The organism is Levilactobacillus angrenensis, assembly GCF_003946085.1.
Classification (GTDB): Bacteria; Bacillota; Bacilli; order Lactobacillales; family Lactobacillaceae; genus Levilactobacillus; species Levilactobacillus angrenensis.
The window spans coordinates 23054-47595 of record NZ_RHOB01000003.1 but is presented as its reverse complement, the minus strand read 5'-3'; the positions used below and the strand labels follow the sequence as shown (position 1 = coordinate 47595).

Annotated in this window: 18 protein-coding genes; 13 read left to right on the top strand and 5 right to left on the bottom strand. The window is 52.0% G+C overall.

Features of this window, described 5'->3' with window-relative positions; translation table 11 throughout:
- Positions 1-3 precede the first annotated feature (3 nt).
- Together EKM83_RS02100 and EKM83_RS02095 are read right to left on the bottom strand one after the other, a co-directional pair.
- On the bottom strand, positions 4-795 hold the full coding sequence (locus EKM83_RS02100; protein WP_125574990.1) for an electron transfer flavoprotein subunit beta/FixA family protein: 792 nt from the start codon (positions 793-795) through the stop codon (positions 4-6).
- 10 nt (positions 796-805) lie between these two features.
- Positions 806-1927, bottom strand: coding sequence for an acyl-CoA dehydrogenase family protein (locus tag EKM83_RS02095; protein ID WP_125574989.1), 1122 nt, complete (start codon positions 1925-1927; stop codon positions 806-808).
- 251 nt (positions 1928-2178) lie between these two features.
- On the opposite strand from EKM83_RS02095, the gene EKM83_RS02090 reads away from it, so the two are divergent.
- From EKM83_RS02090 to EKM83_RS02045, 10 genes are all read left to right on the top strand, one after another.
- Positions 2179-3201, top strand: coding sequence for an aldose epimerase family protein (locus tag EKM83_RS02090; protein ID WP_125574988.1), 1023 nt, complete (start codon positions 2179-2181; stop codon positions 3199-3201).
- Between the two features lie 312 nt (positions 3202-3513).
- Positions 3514-5247, top strand: coding sequence for a phospho-sugar mutase (locus EKM83_RS02085; RefSeq protein WP_125574987.1), 1734 nt, complete (start codon positions 3514-3516; stop codon positions 5245-5247).
- A gap of 621 nt (positions 5248-5868) precedes the next feature.
- On the top strand, positions 5869-6111 hold the full coding sequence (locus EKM83_RS02080) for a hypothetical protein (RefSeq protein ID WP_125574986.1): 243 nt from the start codon (positions 5869-5871) through the stop codon (positions 6109-6111).
- A 61-nt stretch (positions 6112-6172) separates the two neighbouring features.
- The gene (locus EKM83_RS02075; protein WP_125574985.1) at positions 6173-7612 is read left to right on the top strand and encodes a glycoside-pentoside-hexuronide (GPH):cation symporter; all 1440 of its coding nucleotides are present in this window, start codon (positions 6173-6175) and stop codon (positions 7610-7612) included.
- A 172-nt stretch (positions 7613-7784) separates the two neighbouring features.
- On the top strand, positions 7785-8954 hold the full coding sequence (locus EKM83_RS02070) for a galactokinase (protein ID WP_125574984.1): 1170 nt from the start codon (positions 7785-7787) through the stop codon (positions 8952-8954).
- Positions 8955-9104: 150 nt separating this feature from the next.
- Positions 9105-10106, top strand: a complete 1002-nt coding sequence (gene galE, locus EKM83_RS02065) for a UDP-glucose 4-epimerase GalE (RefSeq protein WP_125574983.1) — start codon at positions 9105-9107, stop codon at positions 10104-10106.
- Positions 10107-10108: 2 nt separating this feature from the next.
- Positions 10109-11572, top strand: a complete 1464-nt coding sequence (locus EKM83_RS02060) for a UDP-glucose--hexose-1-phosphate uridylyltransferase (protein WP_125574982.1) — start codon at positions 10109-10111, stop codon at positions 11570-11572.
- A 118-nt stretch (positions 11573-11690) separates the two neighbouring features.
- Complete coding sequence (locus tag EKM83_RS02055) at positions 11691-12704, top strand: LacI family DNA-binding transcriptional regulator (protein WP_125574981.1); 1014 nt, start codon at positions 11691-11693, stop codon at positions 12702-12704.
- A 1349-nt stretch (positions 12705-14053) separates the two neighbouring features.
- Positions 14054-16303 carry a ribonucleoside-triphosphate reductase, adenosylcobalamin-dependent gene (gene nrdJ / locus EKM83_RS02050; protein WP_125575127.1) on the top strand — a complete coding sequence of 750 codons (2250 nt, stop codon included), beginning with the start codon at positions 14054-14056 and terminating at the stop codon, positions 16301-16303.
- A 103-nt stretch (positions 16304-16406) separates the two neighbouring features.
- The gene (locus EKM83_RS02045) at positions 16407-17003 is read left to right on the top strand and encodes a cob(I)yrinic acid a,c-diamide adenosyltransferase (protein ID WP_125574980.1); all 597 of its coding nucleotides are present in this window, start codon (positions 16407-16409) and stop codon (positions 17001-17003) included.
- A gap of 101 nt (positions 17004-17104) precedes the next feature.
- On the opposite strand, the gene EKM83_RS02040 is transcribed toward EKM83_RS02045, so the two are convergent.
- The 3 genes from EKM83_RS02040 to EKM83_RS02030 all read right to left on the bottom strand — a co-directional run bounded on the left by EKM83_RS02040 (position 17105) and on the right by EKM83_RS02030 (position 21041).
- The gene (locus tag EKM83_RS02040) at positions 17105-19021 is read right to left on the bottom strand and encodes a M13 family metallopeptidase (protein ID WP_191987396.1); all 1917 of its coding nucleotides are present in this window, start codon (positions 19019-19021) and stop codon (positions 17105-17107) included.
- A gap of 334 nt (positions 19022-19355) precedes the next feature.
- The gene (locus tag EKM83_RS02035) at positions 19356-19859 is read right to left on the bottom strand and encodes a MarR family transcriptional regulator (RefSeq protein WP_125574978.1); all 504 of its coding nucleotides are present in this window, start codon (positions 19857-19859) and stop codon (positions 19356-19358) included.
- Between the two features lie 297 nt (positions 19860-20156).
- On the bottom strand, positions 20157-21041 hold the full coding sequence (locus tag EKM83_RS02030) for a hypothetical protein (RefSeq protein ID WP_125574977.1): 885 nt from the start codon (positions 21039-21041) through the stop codon (positions 20157-20159).
- 251 nt (positions 21042-21292) lie between these two features.
- On the opposite strand from EKM83_RS02030, the gene EKM83_RS02025 reads away from it, so the two are divergent.
- The 3 genes from EKM83_RS02025 (at position 21293) to EKM83_RS02015 (ending at position 24185) form a co-directional block, all read left to right on the top strand.
- Positions 21293-21718, top strand: a complete 426-nt coding sequence (locus EKM83_RS02025; protein WP_125574976.1) for a universal stress protein — start codon at positions 21293-21295, stop codon at positions 21716-21718.
- Between the two features lie 569 nt (positions 21719-22287).
- Positions 22288-23403: a YibE/F family protein gene (locus EKM83_RS02020; protein ID WP_125574975.1), complete on the top strand. Its 1116-nt coding sequence runs from the start codon at positions 22288-22290 to the stop codon at positions 23401-23403.
- Positions 23400-24185, top strand: coding sequence for a YibE/F family protein (locus EKM83_RS02015; RefSeq protein ID WP_125574974.1), 786 nt, complete (start codon positions 23400-23402; stop codon positions 24183-24185). The genes EKM83_RS02020 and EKM83_RS02015 overlap by 4 nt, the downstream gene beginning before the upstream one ends.
- Positions 24186-24542 lie beyond the last annotated feature (357 nt).

The window sequence follows — 24542 nt, the reverse complement described above, 5'->3', positions numbered from 1 at the left end:
TCCTTAGATTAATTGCCGGTTCTTCAGAGCCGTGATCAGTTGACTGGCCGCTTCGCTTGGCGTCCCGGTCAGTGGGGTCAGTTTGCGTTTGACGGGTTCTGGCGCGTAGACCTTAGTGACGATGGTTGGTGAGCCAGCTTGGCCCAAGCGCGAATCGTCAAGGTCAAGGTCGTCATGGTGCCAAACGGTCAGTGGTTTGGCAAAGCTCAATTGAATGTTACGCGGTGTGGGGTAGCGCGGTGTGTTGAGCTCGCTACGGACACTGACGACGGCGGGTAGTTGGGCTACCAACGTCTGTTTCGTGTCTTCCAGTAAGCGTTCGGCCGTGACCTCGTTGGCACCACTGAGCCGAAGACTGGCCGCGTAAGTAATCTGCGGTTGGTGAAGGAATTCAGCGACGATTGGGCCGACTTGACCGGTATCGGCATCGACGGCTTGCCGGCCAAATAAAATCAGGTCGGCATCGCCAATTTTCTTTAAGGCTTGGGCAATCACGTAGCCCGTAGCCAAGGTGTCGGCTCCGGCAAAGGCCCGGTCGGATAACAGGTAGCCCTCGTCGGCACCCATGGCCATGCCTTCACGCAGGGATTCGGCGTAATCGTCGGGCCCCATGGTCAGCAGGGCAACTTGCACGTCGTCGCGGCTGTCCTTTAAGGTTAGGGCCAGTTCAATGGCGTTTTTGTCAAAAGGATTCATCACGCCCGCCAGACCGCGCCGGTCCAAGTTGTGGGTGACCGGGTCGATCGTGACGTCGTTGGTTTCAGGAACTTGTTTGATACAAACCACAATTTTCATGGGGAACCTCCTATTTGTTAAATTCAGCGGTGGCAATGGCGGAACGCATCTTTTCGACGGTTCCTTCGGCAATCTCCATGGCGCGGGCGTCGCGGATCAGGTGTTCAACCGGGTATTCACGGCTGTAGCCATAACCGGCCAAAATTTGGAGGGCGTCGTCACCGGCGCTAACAGCCGCGCGGGAGCCGTGGGCCTTGGCCATTGCGGCTTCTTCACTGTACGGTTGCCCAGCGGCCTTGAGTTGTGCGGCGCGTTGGTATAACAATTTGGTCGTTTCCTTGCGTAAGGCAATGTCGGCCACTTTGCGGTGGGTGACTTGCAGGTCGGTCAATGGCGTGTTGCCGGCCTTGCGTTCCTTCGCATAGTCAGTGGCGATTTTTAATTCGTGTTCCATGATGCCAGTCAAAACGGCCCCCATGAGGATGCGCGCGTCGTCGTGGGCAGAATCCCCGATGAGTCCACCGTCGCCGACTTTCCCCAACAAATGGTCGTCATCGACAATGATATGGTCCATCACGATTTCACCGACCGGCGTTCCGCGTAAGCCAATGAAGTCTTCACGCTTCCCAAAGGAAAAACCAGGCATGTCTTGGTCGACCACGAAGACGGATAATTCTTGTGGTGCGGTCTTGACTAGGACACAGTAGACCTGAGCCAATCCACCATTGGTGATCATGATCTTATCACCGTTCAAGACCCAGTGATTTCCTTCACGAGTTGCGGTGGAACTGATGCCCATCGGGTTGGAGCCCCCGGAAGCTTCGGTCATGGAAAAGGCAAAGATGCGTTCCGTCGCGCTGGGCAGTAATTGTTGCTGCAGGGCGGGCGTCCCGTACTTTAAGATTTGATCGATCGTCTTGAAATGACCTTCCAGGGTGACTGCTGTACTAGCGTTACCCCGAGCGATGTGGTTCAAGACCGTCGCCGTAACTTCGGGGCCAAAGCCAGCACCACCGAATTCTTGGGGTAACATGATGCCGAGAAATCCGGTCTCGGTCAGCTTGGCGAGAAATCCTTCAGGGAAGTCACCAGCGGCGTCCATTGCCATATCTTGGGGACTGATTTCCCGATGCGTATAGTCGTCAACCATTTGAAGCAAAAGCTTCTCGGCGGCAGCAGTTGTAGATGGCATAAATATTTCCTCCTTATGAACACGAATTGTGTAGTTCTGCACGATTGAGGCCAGTATAGCGAATAATCAATTGATAAGTCCAGTGAAAGTTTATCATTGTTGAATATTCATCATTCCTGATGGGAATAAAATGGATTCTTGCCAGGCATGACTATTGGTAAAAGTTCTAGAAAAATTTAGTAAAAATGTTGGTGCTCGCGCCGCAGTTAGGTTACAATGAAAGCGGATTCTATTATGGAGGTGCAACATTTATGGAAATTACGAAGAGTGTCGCTGGGACGTTGAACCAGCAAGAAGTCACGAAATACTTAATGACCAACCAGCAGGGGACCCGCGTGGCCATCCTGACTTGGGGGGCGACTTTGCAAGAATTTAGCGTGGTTGAAGATGGTCAGACCCATCAATTGATCGTGAACCTGCCGGACTTAAAGGGCTACGATCACAACCCGTACTACTTATGCCAAGCCTTGGGCCGGGTCGCTGGCCGGATCGCCGGTGCGCAATTTGACCTGGACGGTAAGACCGTGCACCTCGACCAAAATGAAAAGCCTAACGCCAGTCACGGGGGCCCCCACGGTTTTACCTTTGCTAACTGGGACGCCACGACGACCCAGACGGCTGATACGGCCAGCGTGGTTCTGACCCATACATCCACGGAAGCCGACGACAAGTATCCTGGCACCATGGACACGACCATTACGTATACCTTGACGGAAGAAAACCGCTTGGACATCACCTTTGACGCCAAGAGTGACGCCGCGACGTTGTTCAACCCGACGATTCACACCTACTTCAACGTCACTGATGGCCAACACAGCCTGGATGATCAATGGTTGAAGCTGTCTGGTGACAAGCGCTTGGTCTTGAACGGCGAAAAGATTCCTACGGGCGAAATGGCTAAGACGGCCGGCACCGGCTACGACTTCAGTCAGCCGCGGACCATCAAGGATGGCTTGGACCAGTTGCATCAAACGGGACAGGTCGAATACGATGACGCCTTTGTGGTGGAACCTAGCAAGGACACGCCAATCGCCACGGTCGGTGATGAAGCTGGCCACCGCGAAGTGCAAGTCTTCTCTGACCGCAATGGGTTAGTGGTCTTCACGGCCAACCCAACGGATGCCAAGCGGGCCGATGCACGGGATTACAACGCGCTGGCCATGGAAGCCCAGACCTTGCCGGATGCGATTCACCATGCCGACTTCGGCGACGTCATCTTACCCGCCAACCAACCGGTCACGCATTTCATCAGTTACCAATACGTGCGGAAATAAACGTCATCCGCGACTGATCGCTTCAGCAGCCAGGTAGCTCCACCCTGTGGGGCAACCCCCAGAGCCAAAGAGCGGTCTCTGGAGGCGCTTAAAGCCTCACTAGTGAAACCAGGCGCCTGCGTCAGCCAGGGTTCCGCTTGCTATGGGGAACACCACCGGTGGCTAAGCGAGTTAACGATTTGGCTGGTGACGGTCGCTCCTGATTTGGGATTGACTGAGAGCATGCTATGATGGGGTGTGGCTGTCGCCGGCAACTGGTTTCACCATTTAGAATTAAATTAATGAACATTAAAAACAAGGAGAGATTGAACAATGAGTTGGCAAGATAATTATCAAGTTTGGCAACAACAACCAACGATGATTCCTTACATCAAGCATGACTTGGACGCCATCGCTAATGACGACAGCGCCAAGAAGGCGGCTTTTAGTGCGCCAATGAGCTTCGGAACTGCGGGGATGCGCGGCGTCATGGGCCCTGGAATTGGGCAAATGAACGTCTACACCGTGCGGCAAGCGACTGAAGGGGTTGCCCGGTATTTGGACACCTTGGACGACGCCACTAAGCAACAAGGGGTAGCCATTAGTTTTGACTCCCGGTACCACTCTCGCGAATTTGCCCATGAAGCAGCCCACGTCTTGGGCGCACACCACATCCCTAGCTTTGTCTTCGACGACATGCGGCCAACGCCTGAACTGTCCTTTGCTGTGCGGCACCTGCACACGGCCATGGGCATCATGATCACGGCCAGCCACAACCCGAAGCAATACAACGGTTTCAAGATCTACGGTCCCGATGGCGGGCAAATGCCACCGAAGGCCTCAGACATGATCACGGATTTCGTGCGGTCAGCTAAGGACGTCTTCGCCATTGCCGTGGCGGATGAACAAGCCTTGCGCGCGAACAAGACGCTACAGATCATTGGTGAAAACGTGGACCAACCTTATTTGCAAAATGTTGAGAGCGTCACCATCAACCATGACCTGGTCCAATCCGTGGGGAAGACCATGAAATTGATCTACACGCCACTGCACGGGACTGGGAAAGTCATCGGTGAACGCGCCTTGCGGGGAGCCGGTTTCCAGAACTTTACCATGGTGCCGGAGCAAGCGATTGCCGACCCTGAATTTCCAACGGTGCCATTCCCGAACCCAGAGTTCGCTCAGGCCTTTGACATGGCGATTGCCCTTGGGAAAAAGGAGGGTGCTGACCTGTTAGTCGCCACCGATCCCGATGCCGACCGGTTGGGCGCCGCTGTCCGACAACCCGATGGCGAGTACCAACTGTTGACGGGGAACCAGATTGCCTCGATTTTGTTGGCCTACATCTTAAAGGCTCGCAAGCAAGCTGGCCAATTGCCGGCTAACGGCCGCGTGGTCAAGTCCATCGTGTCGACCGAACTGGCAACCAAGATTGCCGCGGCCTATGGCGTGGAAATGAAGAACGTCTTGACCGGCTTCAAGTTTATTGCTGAACAGATTCACGAATACGAAACGTCCGGCGACCACACCTTCCTGTTTGGCTTTGAGGAAAGCTACGGCTATCTGATCAAGCCATTTGTCCGCGACAAGGATGCCATTCAATCCACGGTGTTGTTGGCCGAAGTCGCTGCCGATTACAAGCAACGTGGGATGACCCTTTATGACGGGATCGAAGAACTCTACGCGACCTACGGCTACTTTGCCGAAAAGACCACGTTTGAGGAATTCCCAGGCGTCGATGGGGCCGACCAGATGGCCCACTTGATGAGCGAATTCCGGGAAAATGCGCCGAAGTCCTTTGCCGACAGCAAGATTGAAACGGTCGAAGACTTCTCGACCAGCACTAAGACTGAAGCCGATGGCACGACCAGCACCATTGATCTGCCGCAGTCCAACGTCTTGAAGTACTGGTTAAGCGACGGCACCTGGATTTGCATTCGCCCATCCGGGACCGAACCCAAGGTCAAGTTCTACATCGGGACCAGTGACCAAACGGATGCTGCAGCTCAAAAGCGCTTAGCCGGCTACGAAACGGCTTTGAAGCAGTACGTGGATTCCGTTAAATAACTAAATCGAATGAGTTGAGGGCAGTCAGTGGGACCATTCCTACTGGCTGCTTTTTGTTTACAACTAGAGTCTGAAAATAGCATTAACCCGGTAGTTCCCGGAACAACAGTGTTCTGTTCACTAAAACTAGTGAAACCAGGGGCCTGCGTCAGCCAGAGATTCCGCCTGCTATGGGGAACACCTTCAGCCTGAGAAGCGGTCTTCCGGTCCGCCCACCGCGTTCCAACCCATAGTTGGCGGACGGTAGGCGGTCAGTCTTCACTAGGATGCTGTAAACGACTAATTTTTACGCCATCAGTCGCGTGGTGACAATGTTTCTAGCTGATTTTCACAAGTGTTTTCAAAATTAGCAGAACACACGACAACCGCAAAACCCGGGAACCTTCGTGATTTAACGCGACCTTTACTAAATTTTTTATTAGAAAAAAGACAACCGGTTGCAATCACTTACAGTTGCATGATTTCGCGATATTTAGAACTCTTTTCACAATGAAAAAGGTTGCATTTATCCGGACGAGTCCTTAGAATAATGATTGTAAAGCGCTTACATTTTAGTTAAAGTTAAGTGCGATTTTACCGAATTTGTTATTATTCTATTTTAGAAATCAGAGGTGTTTCAAAATGGCTAAGAATGACAAGATTACGTTAGACCCCGCGAAGTTCGCTGCGGCTGTTTTGGGTGGTAACGCGCAATATCCCGATGAGGAAAACAAGTTGTACATTAAGCGGCAACTGACCCTCTATTTGGAAGCCACGTTATTAGCGCAAGACTTCAACAAGCTGGAAGAATCCCAGTTTGATATGGCTAAGGCCCAACAACGGGAAGACGTTCTCTCCAAGATCATTGAACGCCGGTACCACTAGTCTTTACTGGTGACCGTTAATTGTTAGCTTAGTTTCCCGTTGAAAGGTGTGGAAGAACACAATGATTAAGCAATATCTCTCATATGCTTTAGGGGCATTCGGACACGATGCCTTCTACGCAACACTTAATACTTATTTTGCTATTTTTGTTACCAGTGCCTTGTTCGTGGGTAAAGGTTCAGCGGCTGAAGCCGGAATCGTTACCACGATGGTTGTGGTTATTCGGTTGATTGAAATCGCGTTTGACCCGATGATTGGTGGGATGGTCGATAACACCGACACCAAGATGGGGAAGTTCAAACCGTGGTTGCTGGCTGGGGCCATTGTGAGTTCCGTCGGTTTGATTCTGATGTTCTCTAGCCTGTTTGGCTTAGCGGACTCCAACACCTCGATTTACTTCCTGGTCTTCGGAATCGTCTTCGTCATCATGGATATCTTCTATTCATTCAAAGATATTTCGTTCTGGTCCATGTTACCAGCCTTGAGTGTTGATACTAAGGTTCGTAACAAGTTCGGGACGGTTGGTCGTTTCGGTTCTACCTTAGGTTCTCAAGGGGTCATCATTGTGGTTACCCCATTGGTTATCTACTTCTCACAACAATTCTCTGGGACTCATGGTAGTACCCAGACCCGTGCCGGTTGGTTAGGCTTTGCGACGGTTATCGGGCTGGTTTCTCTGTTAGGGGCTTTGGCCACCTTCTTTGGGACCAAGGAACAAAAGAGTCTGATTCGGGAAAACACCGAACGGACGCGGTTCCGCGATGTCTTCAAGGTCATTGGTGAAAATGACCAATTGATGTGGTTAGGCTTGTCTTACTTACTGTTTGCCTTGAGTTATGTTGTTACGAACTCACTGTTGATCTACTACTTCCGTTACGTCATTGGTAACGCGGCTGCTTACAGTGTCATTGGGGTGGTTACCGCCATTCTGGGGATTGTTTCCGTCCCACTGTTCCCAATCATCGTTTCCAAGATTACGCGGCGTGGCGTTTACGTCGGTGGGATTTGCATGATGTTAGTTGGTTACATCCTGTTCAACTTTGCTGGTGACAGCACTATCATGATGTACATTGCCGATGCCATCTTCTTCTTCCCATACCCAATGATTTTCTTGGCTGCCTTGATGACCATCACCGACAGTGTGGAATACGGGCAATGGAAGAACGGCACGCGGAACGAATCCGTTACGCTGTCAGTTCGGCCATTGATCGATAAGTTAGCCGGGGCCTTCTCCACTGGGATCGTTGTTATCGCCGCCGTTCACGCGGGGATGACGGGTAACGCTAAGCCTAGTGATATTACCGCCCACGGAATGTTTATCTTCCACTCCTTCATTTTCTACATGCCAATGATTCTGTTGGTTGTGGCTGCTTTGATTTACCAATTCAAGGTTACCTTGTCTGAAAAGCGTCACGCGGAAATCGTTAAGAAGTTGGAAAGCAAGTTGGAAACAGAAAAGGTTGAAGAAGAAGCTGAAGAAAAGGCTGATTCTACCAACTAGTTAAAATTGAGCCTCAGGATAAATGCCTGGGGCTTTTGTGTAGGGTGGGGTGCTTAGATGCCAGGCAGAACCAGTAAGAAAGCGCTTCACAAAATCGTTGACAATGCCGCGTAAAGCGACTATGATAATTACAGTAAAGTTTTACTAAAAATTTATTAAGGAGTTAATCGCCATGGATTTCGCCAGCTTAGCAACTGAATACCAAGAAAAATTTGATGTCGCACCACAACGGGTGTTCTTCTCCCCCGGTCGGATCAACTTGATCGGTGAATATACCGACTTCAACGGTGGTCACGTCTTCCCAGCTGCCATCAGCATGGGAACTTACGCCGCTTACTCAGCGCGTGATGACAAACAATTCCGCGTTTACTCGGCTAACGTGCCGGACGCCGGGATGTTGACGTTCTCACTGGACCATTTGGAATTTGACAAGGCTGACAACTGGGCCAACTATCTCAAGGGGATGTTGTTCGAGCTGGCTAAACAAAACTTAACCATCGACCATGGCTTTGACCTCTTCGTTCATGGGAACCTGCCAGATGCTTCCGGCTTATCCTCATCCGCTTCTATGGAAATGTTGATGGGCGAAATTCTTCACGCCGCTTATGGCATGAAGTTGGATGAAGTTGAAATGGTTAAGGTCGGCCAACAAGTTGAAAATGATTACTTCGGTTTGAACACCGGAATCATGGACCAATTTGCGATTGGCATGGGTAAGAAAGACCAGGCCATCTTGCTGGACACCAACACCATGGATTACGAATACGCACCGCTAGAATTAGGCGACAACGTGGTCGTTATCATGAACACCAAGAAGCGTCGGGAACTGACCGACTCCAAGTACAACGAACGGCGGGCCCAATGTGAAGAAGCCTTACGTCGCTTGCAAACGAAATTGGACATCAAGACCTTGGGTGACTTGAACGAAGACCAATTCGACCAAAACGCTTACCTGATCAATGACGAAACCTTGATCAAGCGTGCGCGTCACGCCGTCTTCGAAAACCAACGGACGTTGAAGGCCTTCAAGGCACTGCAAAACAATGACCTGGAAAGCTTTGGCCACTTGGTCAACGCTTCCCACATTTCCTTGAACTACGACTTCGCCGTTACGGGTAAGGAACTGGATACCTTGGTTGAGACCGCTTGGCAACAACCTGGCGTCTTAGGTGCCCGGATGACTGGTGCCGGCTTCGGTGGCTGTGCGATTGCCATCGTTAAGAAGGAAAACGTTAAGGACTTTGAAGAAAAGGTCGGCAAGGTCTACGAAGAGACCATCGGCCACAAGGCAGAATTCTACGTCGCTGAAATTGCGGACGGCCCGAAGGAATTAACGAAATAAGCGTGGTACGCAGGGCGGTTAGGTAGCACGCATTAACGTCGCTAAACTAATCACCAGGGCTTAACACAAATAATCAACAAGTTTAAACTTACATTGCGGCACCGTGCGTAAGCGGTCCGCAATGTTACATAATTGAGGAGGAATTGATCAATGACAGTTTTAGTCTTAGGTGGTGCCGGTTATATCGGTTCTCACGCCGTAGATCGTTTGGTACAAAAGGGTTACGATGTTGCCGTTGTCGACAACTTGGTCACGGGACATCGGGCCGCAGTGAACAAGCAGGCGCGTTTCTACGAAGGTGACGTCCGGGATCAAAAGTTCTTGAACGACGTCTTTGATAAGGAAGATATTGAAGGGGTTATTCACTTCGCAGCCTTCTCCGTGGTCCCAGAATCCATGGAAAAGCCATTGAAGTACTTTGACAACAACACGGCCGGCATGGTTTCATTGCTGGAAGTCATGAACAAGCACAATGTTAAGCGCATTGTCTTCTCATCGACGGCCGCTACTTATGGCGAACCTAAACAGATTCCAATTAAGGAAACGGATCCCCAAATTCCAACCAACCCATATGGTGAAAGCAAGTTAATGATGGAAAAGATCATGCACTGGTCCGACCAAGCTTACGGCATCAAGTTTGTGGCCTTACGCTACTTCAACGTTGCCGGTGCGAAGGAAGACGGGAGCATTGGTGAAGACCACCATCCTGAAACCCACTTGGTCCCAATCATCTTGCAAGTCGCTGCTGGCGAACGCAAGGAATTGTCGATCTTCGGTGACGATTACCCAACTAAAGACGGTACCAACGTCCGTGACTACGTACACGTCGTTGACTTAGCCGATGCCCACATTTTAGCCTTGGAATACCTGAAGGCCGGTCATGACAGCAATGCCTTCAACCTCGGGTCTTCAACTGGGTTCTCTAACAAGGAAATGCTGGAAGCCGCACGGAAGGTCACGGGCAAGGAAATCCCTGCCAAAATGGCCCCTCGGCGTGCCGGCGACCCTAGCACGTTGATTGCCGCTAGTGACAAGGCCCGTGAAGTCTTGAACTGGCAACCACAATTTGACAACGTGGAAGACATTATTCGTACGGCCTGGAACTGGAAGCAAACGCATCCACAAGGTTACAATGATCGGGAGACGAAGTAAAAATGGCTAAAGACACAATTCAAACTTTCATTGATCATGTTGTTGCCTCCCCAGCCCCTTACACGGAGTTGGACCGGCAGTACGTCACGAACCGCATCTTTGCCTTGATTGGCGATGGCGTGGCTCGGGCGGCGGCGTCCGATGAACCCATCGATCTGGTCAACGCCATGATCGAAACGGCGGTTGCCAACGGCAAGATTGAAGACTCCCCAAGTCCCAAGGAAATCTTGGAAGCCGACTTGATGAACTTCATGACGCCACTGCCATCCGCAGTGAACCGCGGTTTTTGGGATCGGTATCAATCCAGTCCCAGCAAGGCGACGGATTGGTTCTATCAATTAAGCCAAGCTAACAACTACATTAAGACGCGTAACATTGCCAAAAACGTGGTCTTTCCAGCCAAGACACCAGCTGGTGAATTAGAAATCACCATCAACCTGTCCAAGCCAGAAAAGGACCCCAAGGCAATTGCCGCTGCTTTGAAGAGTAAGAGTACCAGCTACCCGTTGGATCAGTTATGTATGACCAACGAAGGGTATGAAGGTCGCTTGGGGTATCCTGCCCGGAGCAATCATCGGATCATCCGGATGACGCTGGGTGGCGAGACCTGGGGCTTCCAATACTCGCCATACGCTTACTTCTCTGAACATGCCATCTTCTTGGCTAAGGAACACCGGCCAATGATCATCAACCAGCATACGTTTACCAACCTGTTGGAAATCGTGCGGACGTTGCCAACGTACTTCGTCGGCAGTAACGCTGATTTGCCAATCGTGGGTGGCTCGATGTTGACGCATGACCACTACCAAGGTGGCAAGCACACCTTCCCAATGATGAAGGCACCGATCGACCGGAAGATTGACCTCGGTGTTGCCGGCGTCACTGCGGGAGTCGTGGCTTGGCCAATGACTGATATCCGGCTGACCGGGAGTCAACCGGAACCCCTGATTAATGCCGCTACTAAGGTATTGAACAGCTGGATCGGTTATTCAGATGAATCCGTTGATGTGCGAGCCTACACGGGTGATACGCGTCACCACACGATTACGCCAATCGCTTATCGTGACGGCGACGATTACGTCTTGGACCTAGTCCTGAGAGACAACCAGACGTCGAAGCAGTACCCCGATGGCATTTTCCATCCGCATCAGGATGTGCAACACATCAAGAAGGAAAATATTGGCTTGATTGAAGTCATGGGTCGCGCGATTTTGCCAGCACGGCTGAAGGCGGAAATGGCCGAGGTCACCAAGTACCTGCTGGACCAACCTAACGAGATTGCGGACATGCATAAGGCTTGGGCCGATGAAATCAAGCAAAACCACCAGTTGACGCCAGAGAACGTCACTGAGGTCTTGCATCAAGAAATTGGTAACGTCTTTGCCCGAGTTCTGGCTGATGCCGGCGTCTTCAAACGTGACGCAACGGGCCAAGCGGCCTTGGACAAGTTCATTGCCCAAATCTAACGTGAATTAAATTGAGATTCTTGTCCATGGGGTTGTCGTGGCTGGGTGTGGCAGTAGCCGTGCCGAGCGGCATCAACCCCATGTGACGTCTATGCTAAAATATAAGAAGAAGGGGGTGATGGCAATCGCAGCCACGCTAAAGGATATTGCCAATTCTGTGGGGGTTTCACTGGCCACGGTGTCCCGGGTCTTGAACTATGACCGGACGCTATCGGTGAGTGAATCGACTCGTAAACAGATTTTCGAGGTCGCAGAAGAACTGAATTACACTAAGATGAAGCACCGCACGGTCACACCTAGCAAGCAGTTGAAGATTGCCATCGTCCAGTGGTATTCGAAAACCAAAGAGCTGGATGATTTGTACTACATGTCGATTCGGTTGGGCTTGGAGAAGCGCTGTGAGGAGCGGCGTATCTTGGCGACTCGGACTTTTCAAAATGACCTGTCCGCCATCGATCCGGACGTCGATGCCATTGTGGCTATTGGTAAATTCAGCAATCAGCAGGTCAGCGCCCTGGCCCAATTGACGCCGAACCTGGTCTTTGTGGACCAAGATCAGCTGTGCCACGGTTACGACAGTGTGGTCACAGACTTCCGGTTCGCCGTGGAACAAGTGATTGATTTCTACGCCAAGCAGGGTCATGACCAGATTGGCCTGTTGTACGGTTCTGAATGGACCACGGATGGAAAATTAGAAGTGACGGATCCCCGCTACAAGGCCTTTAAGCGGGAAATGACGGCGCGTCAAGCCTTTGATTCTGAGCTGACTTTTACCGGTGATTACACGAATCACTCGGGGTACCAGGAGATGCAAACGGCGATTGCCCAGCTAGGCGATCGGTTGCCCAAGGCTTTCTTCGTGACCAACGACCCGATGGCCGCCGGAGCCCTCAAGGCCTTACATGAAAATAACATTGATGTGCCACAACGGGTGAGTCTCTTTAGCTTTAACGATACGACGATTGCCAAGTATGTGTTCCCTGAGTTGAGTAGTGTGCACGTGAACACGGAATTGCTCGGCGCAACGGCGGTGGACTTGGTCGAAAACCGCTTGCAGACCGGTCGGACAACGCCACAGTTGGTTACTGTGGGGACTGAGCTGATGTTGCGTGAGAGTACGCGCGAGTCGTAGTCAGCGTCGCTAGTTAATGGAAGAAGTCACGTGCAAGAGTCTGGGCTGGATGGTCCAGGCTTTTTTGCGTTGCTCCCCATTTCTGAGGGGTACAGCTACTTTCTCATATCCAGCCCAGAAGGATAACGGTGTTAATTATATAACTAAAGGTTGAAAACTGAATTAATATCTTGACTCCCAGAGTGATAGCGTTTTGTTCACTAAAACTAGTGAAACCAGGGCCTGCGTCAGCCAGGGTTCCGCCTGCTATGGGGAACACCTCCAGCCTGAGGAGCGGTCTTCCGGTTCGCTTTGAAGCCTGGCAAAGCTCGCCAGTCTCCCAAGTCGTCCCACGCTGTAGGCTGAGAAAGGACCTCAGCCAACACCGTCGCCACAGCTGGCTCCACCCTGGCTGCCTCCGGCGAAGAGTGACGATCATCAGCAATACTGTGTTAGTCAAAGACTAGTTGTCAAATCAGCCGCTACCTGGGGCTAGGCCAACTGTTACTATCAAGCACTCCTGTAGCCGGGAGTCCGCCAACTATGGGTTCAGCCGTGGGAGTTGCCTTAGCGGCGCGGTTCATGCCGCTTAGGCAACTGGCGTCTTTGAGACGTGGGCCATCGGCTCAAAGCGAGGCCGAGACCGCTTCTCAGGCTCGGTCCGGTCCGCCCACCGCGTTCCAACCCATAGTTGGCGGACGGTAGGCGACCAGTTCTCGCTAGGATGCTTTAAACGACTAGTTTTAACGTGAGAAGTCGCGTGGTGACAATGTTTTTAGCTGATTTTCATCTTTCAGTCTTCAGTTATATAAATAAAATTATATTCAACAGAGGTCAGCTCAAACAGCCTCAGAGGCACTGTCAGCCATCTTTTCGGATTTACTAGCAAGGACCCGTATTCGGGGCAACAGCGTGACTCACGCCGCCCCAGCCGCCCTGATGTGGTGATTTGGCTGACAGTCAACAGCCCGTACCCACTAGATTTAGTCTTCATTAGTTGATGACCCCTAGATATGGGGGTGACTGGCTTTTTTTCGGGCAGTTAGGTCGCTGACCAACCGGACGAAAAATTTTTTAATTTCGCCCGCGGCTGGTTTACCAACTTGATTGGCCAGGCCTGCTGGTAGTTTACTACCGCCGAGTGTCGGTCGTTTGTCTACGCCAGTTGCGGCGTTCTTGTAGGAAGCAGGTTCATTGTCCAATTACAATTAATTGGGCGGACGAAAAAAGTTGCATTTTACCTCAGATTTGTTATTAGCGGCTAGTTTGAAAATGTCTAGGGACAATTCAATTTAACCATATATTGTATTTTCCCAGCGAATGCGCTACTATATCTGGTATAGACTTCAAGAACAGGAGAGATTGATATGATGAACGTAGAAACCGCTGCGCCAGTACGCCTGACGCCCGAATTTATCGCCAAAACTGAAAATGAGGTAACACCACATTGGGGTGAACTCGGCTGGGTGACCTATAAGCGGACCTACGCCCGGTGGCTCCCTGATCAACAACGTAATGAGGAATGGCCAGAGACCGTTCAACGCGTGGTCGAGGGGAATATCAATCTTGACCCCCGGCTCCAAGCCAAGGACGTTGACCCCCAAGTCATCGCTGATTTGACGCAAGAGGCTCAGCGCTTATTTCGGCTGATCTACGGCCTGGCCGCCACGCCTTCTGGCCGGAACCTGTGGATCTCGGGGACCGACTACCAACACCGCAATGGCGATGCCTTGAACAATTGCTGGTTCATCGCGGTACGGCCGCAACCTTATGGGGATAGCCACATTGTTCCCAGCTACCTCAAGCCCCAACAGGCCGCGGCGTCCATGCCATTTTCCTTTATGTTCGACCAATTAATGAAGGGTGGCGGTGTCGGCTTCTCCGTGACGCCAGATAACGTCAGCCAAATGCCCAAGGTCGACAACGCCGTGGACTTGACGGTGGTCATCGATTCTGAAAGCGACTCCTACGATGCGTCCGTTAAATTAGGTGCCGTGGACCGCTCCGAATGGATGCACAGCCACTCACTGGCCGACGCCCGTTACTACCGCTTGCCAGACACCCGCGAAGGCTGGGTCTTGGCCAATGCCAACATGATCGATGCCCACTTTGACAGCACCAATCCTGATGGCAAGACCAAGGTCGTCTTGGATATCAGTGACATCCGGCCTAAGGATGCGCCGATTCATGGGTTTGGCGGAACCGCGTCTGGTCCGATGCCATTAGTTGAAATGCTCTTTGACATCAACACTATCTTGAATGACGCAATCGGCCGCAAATTGACCGCCGTTGACTGCACGGACATGGGCAACATGATCGGGAAGACTGTCGTGGCCGGCAACGTGCGTCGTTCCGCTGAATTGGCGCTGGGTGGTGCCGAAGACGATGACTTTATTACGATGAAACAAGACAAAGACAAGCTCTACCATCACCGGTGGGCGTCTAACAACAGTGTGGCCGTGGACAGCGCGTTCACTGACTATCAACCCATCGCTGATTCCATCCAACACAACGGAGAACCCGGCATCGTCAACCTGGGCCTGTCCCGCGACTATGGCCGCTTGATCGATGGCCGTCAAGAAGGCATTGACGAGGCCGTTGAAGGCACCAACCCGTGTGGGGAAATTTCCTTGAGTAACGGGGAACCTTGCAACCTCTTTGAAATCTTCCCGAGTGTGGCCGAAGAACAGGGCTGGCAACTCGAAGACGCCTTTGGTCTGGGCGCTCGGTACACCAAGCGGGTCACCTTTAGCCACTACGATTGGGAAGTATCACGTAACGCCATTCAAAAGAACCGCCGCATTGGGGTGTCCATGTCCGGGATTCAAGACTGGATCTTAAAGACCTTCAAGCAACGCGTGGTCACGGGCTTTGAAGCCAAGCGTGATGCCCAAACGGGTAAGACGTTCATGGCACCAATCTACAACCCAGCAGCCGTTAAGCGGTTCAGTGCGCTTTATGATGCCGTCGTCCAAGCGGACAAGGATTACTCCGACACATTGGGGTGCCAACCATCAATCAAGCACACGACCGTTAAGCCGTCCGGGACGGTGGCCAAGCTGGCGGGCGTTTCCGAGGGGATGCACTTCCACTATGCCCGTTACCTGATTCAACGGATTCGTTTCCAGGACAGTGACCCCTTACTGCCAGCCTTAAAGGCTAGTGGCTACAAGGTCGAACCCGACGTCTACAGTCAAAACACGATGTGCGTGGAATTCCCAGTGAAGGCCGCTCACGCCGACAACGCTGCTTTTGCGTCCGCTGGTGAAGTGTCGATTGCCGAACAATTTGCGACCCAGGCCTTCCTGCAGACGTACTGGTCCGACAACGCGGTCAGCTGTACCGTGACCTTCCAACCGGAAGAGGGGGACCAAATCGGCGACCTGTTGCTCCAATACCGCAACACCATCAAGTCTACGTCCCTGTTGCCATACAGCGGCGCCGACTTCAAGCAAGCCCCGAAGGAACCCATCACCGCTGATACTTACGCAGCTAAGCGGTCAGAAATCACGGCTGACGTTGCCGAAACGTTTGCGGCCATGACGGGGAACCACGACCAAAAGGACATCGAACTGGTCGACCAATCCGACTGTGCCGGTGGCGCTTGCCCAATTCGGTAAAAATTAATTTGAAATTTTTGGAAGCATTGATTGTACCTGGTCAATGCTTCTTGTATTATCAGAGATGTAAGCGAAAACATTTAACAAAGGTGGTCCCCAAACTATGAAAATTTATACACGCGTCGGCGATCAAGGCATGACCAAGCAAGTGAGCGGTAAGATGGTCTCCAAGACCGACGCGCAAATCGTCACGCTCGGCGATATCGACGAATTCCAGTCCTATTTAGGCGTGGTCGTCGCTAGCTTGAGCGCGCACCCCGACTTGGTCGATGAGCTGAGTGAGGTGCAGCGGAAGCTCTACATGTTGGAAGCCGATATCAGTGTCAAACGTCACCAGGAAATCACTCTGGCCGACACCACGCATTTGGAAGAACGGGTGGACTATTTCATGGCCAACACCCCGGAATTGACTGAGTTCATCTTGCCGGGCGGCTCCACGGCGGGCGCGCAACTTCAGTACGCCCGGACAGTGGCTCGGCGTGCGGAACGCTCAGCGGTGGCCTTGAACTTAGAACAGCCGCTGGAACCGGCTATCTTAAAGTACCTGAACCGCTTATCCGATTACCTATTCGCGATGGCGCGGTACGTCAACCATTTGGACGGCTATCAAGAAGTACCTAGCAACAAGGAAAAGGCCGAGCAAAAGGCGGCCCGCGCGGCGAAGCGTGCGGCGAGAGCGGCGAAGCGGGGTAAGGCATAAGGTTGGTTTTGGCGCCCGTTTCGGCCATTTAAAGTTGACGCAAAAGGGTAGCTGTGAGATTTTCTCACAGCTACCCTTTCTTTTTCAGCAATCACAACAGATTACCAGATTTTAACCCGTTTGTCAGGAGCCAGGTACATCTTGTCCGTTGGCTTGACGTCAAAGGTCTTAAAGAAGTCGTCGAGGTTCTTGACTTGCACGTTAGCCCGCAGCTTGGCAGGGGCGTGAACGTCGATCGACAGTAACAGTTGCATGTATTCCGTGGTAGCCTTCATCCGCCAAACGTTAGCCCAGTTGATGAAGAAGGACTTCAGGTCGATTTCGGAAGCTGATTTAGCGGCCTCTAAGGCACAGCTCAATCCACCGGCGTCGGCGATGTTTTCGGAAACGGTCAGCTTGCCATTGACCTTTTGCCCGGCAAAGTCGATGCCGTCGAACTCGTCGATCATGGCCTGGGCGAGGTCCTTGAAATGAGCCAAATCAGAGTCGGTCCACCAGTTATTGATGTTCCCGAACTCATCGAATTGCGACCCGTTGTTGTCAAAGGCGTGGGAGATTTCGTGGGCAATGACGGCCCCGATGCCCCCGTAGTTAGCGCTACTGGATTGGTCCAAACTGTAAAATGGCTTTTGCAGGATGGCAGCCGGGAAGACGATTTCGTTGTTGTCTGGGGAGTAGTAGGCGTTGACCGTGTTGGCGCTCATGTCCCAGCGCTTCCGGTCGACTGGTTGGCCCCAGTGGCCGAAGTGGTGCTTGATGGCAATTTCAGAAATCTGTTGGAGATTTTCAAATAATGAGGCGTGTTCATCAATCTTGAATTGCTGGTAGAGTGGGTCGATTTCGTCAGGGTAGCCCACCTTGATGGTCAGCTTCTGTAGCTTAACGATGGCCTTTTCCCGAGTGGCCGCACTCAGCCAGTCATTGGTCTTTAACCGCCGTTGGTAAACGGCGGTCATTTTCAGGACCATGTCACGGACGTCGGCCTTGGCCTTTTCACCAAAGTATTTGCGACCGTAGTAGTCACCGACGACTTGGCCAAAGGTTCCTGTTGCCAGGTAATAAGCGGCTTTCTTTTGCGAACGCGCTTCCTTTTGACCGGACAGCGCGCGCCGGTAGGTTCCCCCAACTTGGCGGAATTCTTCGGTCAAGGCACCAGTTCCGTCAAAGACGGTGTCGACCAACATCCAGCTCTTTAAGTTTTCAAAATTAGCGGGAGTCAGTAAGTCATCCAGCGCGTCGAAGTAGGTTGGTTGTGGCAAGATGACTTGTGCTGGCGTGTCGTTGATCAAGCCTTTGATGGCGCCGGTCAGGTCTAATTGACTGGTCTTGGCATCGACGTCGGCCAGTGGGAAGGGGTTGTACATTTTCACGTAGTCGGCGGATTCTTCGGCAGACTTCACGTGCGGGGCGATTTGGGCATCGAAGGCCTTGGCTTGGGCCACGATGGTCTTGGCGCGGTCCTCGCTGTAGCCGCAAAGTTGTAAGAGTTTCTCGGCCGTTGACGTGAAGATTGGCAACAGTTGCTTGGCAGCCGGGTTATCCTTGGCATAGTAGGTCTTGTCCGGCAAAATCAAGCTTGGTGCGTCCAAATACAGGGCGTAGTGGTCGGTGTCCTTCATATCTGGTTCCACTCCCAGGGTCACGGGGGTTGGCAGCCCAGTCAAATACCATTCGGTCAGGTGCTTGCTCAGGTCGGCCAGGTCGGTCAAGCTTTCAATCTTGTCCAGGTAAGGCTTCAAGGGGGCCACGCCGTCAGACTCACGTTTGTCAAAGTTCAAGGCGAGCGTGTAGAGCTTCTTGAACTCAGTCATTTCATCATTGGCCGGCGTGAGTTTGCCTGCCAGCAGGTCGTCGAAGTCGTGCATCAAAGTGTGTTCGATGTTGTCGACCAGATCCATGAAGCCCCCGGTCGAGGAGTGGTCACCCGGGATGGTGGCTTGTTCAGCCCATTTGCCGTTAACGGCCTCATAGAGATCATCAGTCAGACGGTCGGTGTCCACCGGGAACCCGCTCGCCATGGTAGGCAGGGTTTGGTTGGACGAATAATTATCAAGTCGCATACAGAATCCTCCTTAAAAACTATTTGTTAACAACAGGTTAACCCTTTCACGGACAAAAGAAAACTGTTTTATCACGAAATTTTAATAAAGGGTGACTGTCGCCATGATCGTTAGGTTAGTCAATGACGGCGATGGGCGGGGGAGTGCACTTTTCGTTGACTGGTCGAAGCCTATGGTGATAGGGAAATGTGAGAGCTGGCTGGGCTGGATTTAGTGTCGTTTAACCCAGGGCAACACAAAGGGACCGGGTATTGCCCCGATCCCAATAGTGGTGTCGTTGCGGCCAAGCAAGTTAATCATTCCCCGCGGTCTTCTTCTTGGCTCGCAGTACCGGACGCCGAAACTGTGGCCGGGTCCGATTCCAAATCGCGATATTGTGTTGGTACTGCGTAAAGAATTCATTGATGTCAGCGCCGCTTAACTTGGAAGGGATTTCCTCCCAGGTCGTGGCGCTTTGCAGAAAGGCTTGTCGGATATCGTGTTCCACGTTGGCCCCCTTGGTGGTTAACCGCAAGTACTTGACACGACGGTCGTCCATCTTTGCCTCTTGTTCCACGAATCCATCAAGCAATAGCGCCCGCAATTTACGGGCAGCAGCGGAACGGGTCGTCCGCGTTGAATCAGCCAGTTCGCTCAACGTAATGTTACGTTGTTCGTGAATTTGTTTTAACAACAAATATTGTTCGAAACTAACCGAATACTGACTGGTAATTTGTTCGGCCGCATTAATCAGTACGCGAAAGATTTCGCGGTACTGCCGAAGAAACGTCTCAAATACTCTTTCTTCGTTTTGCATAAAAACTCCCCCTAGAAAAACGAATGTAGCCGGAGTTCGTAAAGTTGGGCAGGTCAATGACAGCTCATCTTCACTACCTCAGCATACCGTTATTATGCGGCCTGACGAGTGGAGATAAAAATAATTGCGCTTGGAGACAGTGGATAAGATAAGTCAGTTTGTATTCAGATGAAAAAAGGTAAGTGAATAGTTGGCACTGAAAGTTGTTAAACCGGCAACGATAGTGTCAAGCGCCGATAGTTGTGGCCAAACAAAAAACGAGACCGGCCAGCGCCGCGTCTCGTTTGAACGTGAATCCTATTTAGTGATGTAAATGTATAAATGGTCAGTAGAAAAGCCGGTGTTGAAGCGAATGCCGTTAGACCGAATCGTCTTGGTCTTGGTCGAGGAGCTGTTCTTCTTGGCGTCCTTCAAGACCTTTTCAAACTTGTTGATGACGACCTTGGGCTTGGCTTTTAGCGTGGTCCCGAGTAAGGCAAAGGTCGTACCGAAGGCTTTTTGACCAGCCTTGGTCTTCATTTGCTTGGTTGGCACAATCAAGGTTAAGCCCATCAGCTGACCGTGTTGCACGTTGCCCCGCACCGTGACGTCTGAGGTATCGACCAAGTTTTTCAAGCCATCCTTGGTCGTGGTCGGGAATAGCTCGTTCTTGGCTTGCCGCTTGGCCGTGACCATTTTGGCTTGGAGTTGCTTAGCGGCGGCCTGTTGTTGCTGAGCAGCAGTGGCGGCAGCGGCCGGGTCCGTCTTGGCTAAAGCCGTCAGCTTTTTCTTCGTGGCTGCTTGCGTCTTTTGTGCCTGTTGCAATTGTTTTTGAACCTTAGTTGGCAAATGGCTGGCAATCACCATCTGGTTGTACTTGGCGGCGAAGGTCTGGTAAGTCGCTAAGGCGGTGACCTTCTTGACCGTGACCGTCTTGGTGGCGTTGCCAGCGGTTAATTTGACCGTTTGGTTCTTGGTCGAAGCCGGTACCTGGAAGAAGTACGTGCCACCATTGGCCTTGACGTGGTGTTTAGCGCCACCATTGATTTGGTAGTCGACCGTTTTGGCCTTGGCACTGCCCTTAATCACCGCGGTCATTGCCGTTGGGTGGTAGCTGGTCTTGTTCGTCGTCAGAGCGTTATTCGAGCAGCCGGCAAGGGTCAAAGCTAGCAGACCCAGGGCGCCCAACAGAATTTTTTTCATATTATTATCCATCCCTCAGTGATTAATTTACTTGATACATCTTACCACAATCCAAGTCATTTTGTAGGGACAAAATCTAAGCCCTATATTCGTTACGGGGACTATGAGAATTGGCTAACATTTCGCCGGGAAGCCTAAAAATCTCGTGATAAATCAGGCAAAAGGCTTTTCGGCACTGACTAGAATTGTTATGATGAAGTTGTGGAAAACGATACCACATGGATGGTTTACTATAGGAAGGACGGGATATTATGTATGAACGGATCTTAGTACCAATGGATGGTAGTAAAAACGCGCACGCAGCACTGCTTGAGGCCATTAAGTTAGCCAAGGAGCTGGGGTCTAAATTGTTCATCGTTTCCGTCGCCAGTGATCAGACCTATGCCCACTACGGCGCGGAATTCGGTAGCGAAATCGTGACGCACTTCAAGGATGCCGCTAGCAAATTCTTGGAGAGTGCGGTCAAAGAGGTCGAAGCGCAAGGCGTTCCCGTGGAAACCAAATTCCAAGTGGGGTTACCCAAGCCAACGATTGCCAAGACGTTGCCCGCTGAACTGCACACGTCACTGACGGTGATTGGCCGCTCCGGGGTGCATGGCTTAGGCCGCGCCATCATGGGGTCTACCACCAGTTACGTCGTTCACAACTCTGAGACCAGTGTCTTGGTCGTAGACTGAGAATAGGTCAGCGCCTTAACGCCCGAGTCACTGGTGTCGTAGGGGTGCCTGAGTAGCCAATTGTGCTACTCAGCGACCCGCCGGTAGTTAACCAGGGTATCTTAATTAAATAGCTATTATCCGGGACTGTGGCACCACGTCGCAGTCCCTTTTTGGTACACTGAATTGAGGGCAAAATAAAACGCACCGACAAATGTCAGTGCGTTTTATGGTATTGGCGTTCAGCTTACTTCTTGTTCTTTAACCAACGTTGTAAGTCTGAAATTTCGTCGCGGCGCTTCCGGTCCTTTTTACGGTTAACCTTCCGGCGGCCTTGTACGCCATTTGGATGTGCTTTTCTCATTGTAAAAACCCTCGCTTAATTAAAATAACAATCGACTGTAAGTGTACTGGTTTTTAACCCAAAATGCAAGGCTTTCACGGGACTTTAGCAATTTTTTAGGGGTAGAAGGGTTGACAGCCCGCGGGTTCATGTGATTTTGTTAAAATTTTGAGCAAGGGGAAATCAACCTGTCAGAAAGTGGTATATTGAATTCGTTGTCGTAAATTTAGAAGAAAGGGACGGGGACATGCAATTTTTAAAGACAAACCGGGGACGGGCGCTGGCCTGGTTAGTAACGCTACTGATTGGGGGCCTGCTGGTCTTCGGGACGCAGCATGACGCGGCGCTGTATCGCGACCCCATCATGCACGTGACCCAAGTCACCACCGGGCCCAGCAGTAAGGAAACGGATGATTTCCACAATGCAGATACCCAGACCAAACAGACGCTGCACGGCAAGATTTTAAACGGGCAGTATCGGGGGCAATCCCTGACTGTGACCAATACTTACTCACGCTCGGGCGCCATGGATCAGCGCTACCGAGTGGGCAGCCAACTCTTCGTGGTGGTCCACAATCATCAAGGCAATCACCTGACCGCGACGGCCAAGGACCTAAAGCGCGATACGCCACTGATTTTCATGATTTGGCTGGTCGTGGGGCTCTTACTACTGATCATGCAGTTCAGCGGCTTCATGGCCTTTCTGAGCGTGGCGGCCAACGGTGTGCTCTTTTTGCTGGCGATTTTGCTAAATGGCTCAACGCAAGGCGCCCAGGTTCTCTGGATTTTTGGTAGCCTGGCCGTGGTCTTTGCGGCGCTAACGCTGTGGCTGGTGCTGGGCGCCAATCGGCAAATGCTGATTACCTTGGCGACGACGCTAGGGGGCACGACTATTGCCATTTTAGTGGCGCTCATCGTCTTTCATTTCACCCATGAAAAGGGGATGTTCTACGAATCCATGCAGTACGTCACCCAATTGCCCCGGCCGCTTTTCTTAGCCGAGACCTTACTGGGGTCACTGGGGGCCGTCATGGACGAGTCGACCGATATCATTTCCTCACTCTTCGCGCTAAAACGGGAGCGACCGGAACTCTCCGCGATGCAGGTGTTCAAGTCCGGCCGCCAGATTGGTAGCACCATCATGGGGCCGCTGATCAACGTGCTGTTCTTCATCTTCGTCGCCGACACCTTTCCGATGGCCATGCTGTACCTGAAGAATGGTAACAGTTGGGGCTACACCTTCTCGATGAACATGTCGATGGGGGTCGTCCAAAGCTTGATCAGTGGGATTGGCATCGTGCTAGCGGTGCCGCTCGCTAGTTTCTTGGCGAGTCGGTTTATGGAAAAGAAGGTGCGCGCATGAGTACGATTAATGTGTTGGGACTGGTCTTATTAGTCTTGATGATTCTGGTGGGTGGCAAGGCCGGCGCGCAGTCGTTTCTGGCCTTGCTCCTGAACTTCGGCCTGCTATTCTTAGCCATCGTTTTGGTGGCTTTTCAATTTCCCCCGCTGATTGTGACGCTGGTCGTGGGACTGTTAGTCCTGGCGTTGACCATCTTCATGAGCAGTGGCGATGACCTCTCCAGTACGGTGGCCTTCATTGCCTCCGCAGTGGTGTTGGTGGTCTTGGTTCTCCTGATCGTGCCGGTCGAGCACTGGGCGCTGGTCCAAGGCTTCGGTCCGGAAGACAGCGAGGACTTGGAAGGCTTGTCGGTGCTGGTCGGGGTCAACTTCGTCCAGGTGACTACCGCTACGGCCATTTTAAGCACGCTAGGGGCGATTGCCGAGGCAGCCATGGCAATTGCTGCGGGACTGAGTGAAATCCTTGAGCAACACCCTCAGGTCACTTTAAAGAGCTTGCTGGGGGATGGCATCGCCGTGGGGAAACAAATTATCGGGACGACCTTCAATACCTTGTTCTTCGGTTTCTTTGGCGGCTTTCTCGCGCTGTTCATCTGGTTCACTGGGGTCCATTACTCAGTGGGTGAAATCTTAAATGACAAAATATTTGTATCAGAAATCCTCATGATTCTCTTCGCCATGGTCAGCGTGATTCTGACCGTGCCCATCACGACCTGGGTCATGACGCGTGCCGTCGCCGGCCAACGCAAGCGCACGGCTAAACAGTCTTCGGCTGACAAATAGCAGTGCTTGTCCGCTTGTCGTTCGTCAACTATGGGGCAGGGCCTGCGGCAGCCAGGATTCCGCCTGCTCTGGGGAACACCGCCAGCCTGAGAAGCGGTCTTCCGGTTCGCTTGAAAGACTGGCAAAAGTCACCAGTCTCTCAAGTCGTCTCACGCTGTAGGCTGAGACAAAACCTCAGCCAACACCGTCGCCACAGCTGGCTTCACCCTGGCTGCCTCCGGCAAAGAGTGACAATCGTCAGCAATACTGTGTTAGTCAAAGACTAGTTGCCAAAACAGTCGCTACTTGGGGCTAAGCCGCTTGTTACTGGTACGCACTTTTGTAGCCGGGAGTCCGCCCACCGCGTTCCAACCCATA

Coding starts and splice junctions, on each gene's coding strand:
- galE (WP_125574983.1), top strand. CDS start 9,105: ATGACAGTTTTAGTCTTAGGTGGTGCCGGTTATATCGGTTCTCACGCC.
- EKM83_RS02075 (WP_125574985.1), top strand. CDS start 6,173: ATGATTAAGCAATATCTCTCATATGCTTTAGGGGCATTCGGACACGAT.
- EKM83_RS02080 (WP_125574986.1), top strand. CDS start 5,869: ATGGCTAAGAATGACAAGATTACGTTAGACCCCGCGAAGTTCGCTGCG.
- EKM83_RS02030 (WP_125574977.1), bottom strand. CDS start 21,041: ATGAAAAAAATTCTGTTGGGCGCCCTGGGTCTGCTAGCTTTGACCCTT.
- EKM83_RS02095 (WP_125574989.1), bottom strand. CDS start 1,927: ATGCCATCTACAACTGCTGCCGCCGAGAAGCTTTTGCTTCAAATGGTT.
- EKM83_RS02055 (WP_125574981.1), top strand. CDS start 11,691: ATGGCAATCGCAGCCACGCTAAAGGATATTGCCAATTCTGTGGGGGTT.
- EKM83_RS02045 (WP_125574980.1), top strand. CDS start 16,407: ATGAAAATTTATACACGCGTCGGCGATCAAGGCATGACCAAGCAAGTG.
- EKM83_RS02090 (WP_125574988.1), top strand. CDS start 2,179: ATGGAAATTACGAAGAGTGTCGCTGGGACGTTGAACCAGCAAGAAGTC.
- EKM83_RS02085 (WP_125574987.1), top strand. CDS start 3,514: ATGAGTTGGCAAGATAATTATCAAGTTTGGCAACAACAACCAACGATG.
- EKM83_RS02070 (WP_125574984.1), top strand. CDS start 7,785: ATGGATTTCGCCAGCTTAGCAACTGAATACCAAGAAAAATTTGATGTC.
- EKM83_RS02100 (WP_125574990.1), bottom strand. CDS start 795: ATGAAAATTGTGGTTTGTATCAAACAAGTTCCTGAAACCAACGACGTC.
- EKM83_RS02035 (WP_125574978.1), bottom strand. CDS start 19,859: ATGCAAAACGAAGAAAGAGTATTTGAGACGTTTCTTCGGCAGTACCGC.
- EKM83_RS02040 (WP_191987396.1), bottom strand. CDS start 19,021: ATGGCGAGCGGGTTCCCGGTGGACACCGACCGTCTGACTGATGATCTC.
- EKM83_RS02015 (WP_125574974.1), top strand. CDS start 23,400: ATGAGTACGATTAATGTGTTGGGACTGGTCTTATTAGTCTTGATGATT.
- EKM83_RS02060 (WP_125574982.1), top strand. CDS start 10,109: ATGGCTAAAGACACAATTCAAACTTTCATTGATCATGTTGTTGCCTCC.
- EKM83_RS02020 (WP_125574975.1), top strand. CDS start 22,288: ATGCAATTTTTAAAGACAAACCGGGGACGGGCGCTGGCCTGGTTAGTA.
- nrdJ (WP_125575127.1), top strand. CDS start 14,054: ATGAACGTAGAAACCGCTGCGCCAGTACGCCTGACGCCCGAATTTATC.
- EKM83_RS02025 (WP_125574976.1), top strand. CDS start 21,293: ATGTATGAACGGATCTTAGTACCAATGGATGGTAGTAAAAACGCGCAC.